Origin of the sequence: Streptomyces sp. NPDC050448 (assembly GCF_040655295.1) — a bacterium.
GTDB lineage: Bacteria > Actinomycetota > Actinomycetes > Streptomycetales > Streptomycetaceae > Streptomyces.
In genome coordinates this window covers 1-1824 of the sequence record NZ_JBFAJR010000123.1, presented here as the reverse complement: position 1 = coordinate 1824, position 1824 = coordinate 1, and the positions used below count along the sequence as shown (strand labels likewise).

At 69.1% G+C, this 1824-nt stretch carries 2 protein-coding genes; both read right to left on the bottom strand.

The window, feature by feature from the left end:
• Positions 1 to 9 precede the first annotated feature (9 nt).
• A complete protein-coding gene (locus AB0I68_RS39005; protein ID WP_363182195.1) occupies positions 10 to 453 on the bottom strand; it encodes a hypothetical protein in 444 nt (147 codons plus the stop codon).
• Complete coding sequence (locus AB0I68_RS39000) at positions 450 to 1700, bottom strand: IS256 family transposase (protein WP_363182194.1); 1251 nt, start codon at positions 1698 to 1700, stop codon at positions 450 to 452. Before AB0I68_RS39000 ends, AB0I68_RS39005 begins: the two co-directional genes overlap by 4 nt.
• Between the last annotated feature and the right edge of the window lie 124 nt (positions 1701 to 1824).

Sequence of the window (1824 nt, the reverse complement as noted above, 5' to 3'; positions counted from 1 at the left end):
GAGCAATAGTCAAGAGTTGTGGGTGGGGTCCTCCGACGCGGTGATCTCTGCTGCCGCGAGCCTGGCGTCTTCGCGCACCTGTGGGTCGGGGTGGCGGAGGAACGGCTCGATCAGCAGGTGGGCGTGCGGGTCGTGGCTGGCGCCGAGGATGTAGAGGGCGTGTTCGAGGAGCTCGCGCTCCATCGTCGGCATGGCGGCCGCCAGCGGTTCGACGAGGTCCAGGGGCAGACGGTGGTGGTTGAACGCCTCGCTGATCGCGTTCAGGGCTGACTCGCGGACCGTGGTCACCGGTTCGTTGACGGCCAGGCTGACCAGGCGTCCGACGACCAGGCGGGCGGTGTCGGTGTCGAGTGCGGTGCCGCGCAGGAGATCCCCGAGCGTGTCGGCGGCGACATCCCGACGGTTCGTGTCGCGGTCGGTCAGCGCTTCGAGCGCCGCGAGCATGGCGTTCATGCCGCCACCTCGGACCGCTCGACCAGGACGCCGTTCTCGAAGCGCGCGCCGGCGCGGACGAGAGGCACCAGGTGGGCGCCGGTGATCGCGCGCCATCGAGCCTGGGCGGACTCGACGAGCTTGAACACCATCGCGAGCGCGGCCGCCGGGCTGCCCGCGCCTCGGGTGACCTTGGTGCGGAGCTTCACCGTCGAGAACGTCGACTCGATCGGATTCGTGGTGCGCAGATGGATCCAGTGCTCGGCAGGGAAGTCGTAGAACGCGAGCAGTTCCTCCCGGTCGTCGGTGATCTTCGCGACGGCCTTGGGGAACTTGGCGCCGTAGGTCTTCGCGAACGTCTCGATCGCCTTCTCAGCGTGGCCGCGGTCCTCCGCGTTGTAGATCTCCTGCATCGCCTTCACCGCCCCGGGCTGCGCGGACTTGGGCAGGCAGTTCGTGACGTTGCGGGATTTGTGAACCCAGCACCTCTGCGGCCGTGCGGCCGGGAACACCTCGGCGAGCGCCCGCCAAAGGCCCATGGCACCGTCACCGACCACCAGCTCGGGGTCGCGCATGCCACGGCGACGGCAGTCGCGCAGTAGATCGGCCCACGACTCCGTGGACTCCCGCAGGCCCTCGGCGATCGCGATCAGCTCCTTCGTGCCGTCCAGCCGGACGCCGAGCAGGACCAGGACACAGCTGTGGGCCTGGCCGAGGCGGACCTTCGGGTGCACGCCGTCTGCCCACACGTAGACGTAGTCGCGGTCGGACAGGTCCCGGTTTTGGAAGGCGGCGTGGTCGTCGCTCCACTGCTTGGTCAGCCGGGTGACGGTGGCTGGGGACAGGCCGGCGGTGCCGCCGAGGAACTGCTCCAGCGCGGGCACGAAGTCCCCGGACGACAGTCCATGCAGGTAGAGCAGCGGCAGGACCTCGGAGATCTTCGGGGACTTGCGGCACCACGGGGCCAGGATCTTGGAGGAGAACCGCTTGCGCTCGCCAGTGGCCTCGTCGACGCGTCGGTCGTTGACCCGCGGCGCGGTGACCTCGACTGGGCCGGCCGCTATGACCACGGTGCGGGACCGGTGGTGGCCGTTGCGGACCACCAGGCGGTGCCCGCGCTCGTCGGTCTCAGCAGCCAACTCGGCTATGTACTGGTTGACTTCCGCCTCCAGCGCGGCGGCGAGCATCCGCCGGGCGCCTTCGCGGACGATCTCGTCGATCAGGGAGCCGGACTGGGTAGAGCCGTCGTCGGTGACTACGCTGAGCATGGGCGTACCTTCCCGACCCGCGCTGCGAACGCGGGCCTACTCGGAGACCTTCAAGGGATCATGCGGGAAGGTACGCCCTCCGCGTGCCTTCCCGGAACCGATCCACAGGTCCTGAGCATTGCTC

Coding starts and splice junctions, on each gene's coding strand:
- AB0I68_RS39005 (WP_363182195.1), bottom strand. CDS start 453: ATGAACGCCATGCTCGCGGCGCTCGAAGCGCTGACCGACCGCGACACG.
- AB0I68_RS39000 (WP_363182194.1), bottom strand. CDS start 1,700: ATGCTCAGCGTAGTCACCGACGACGGCTCTACCCAGTCCGGCTCCCTG.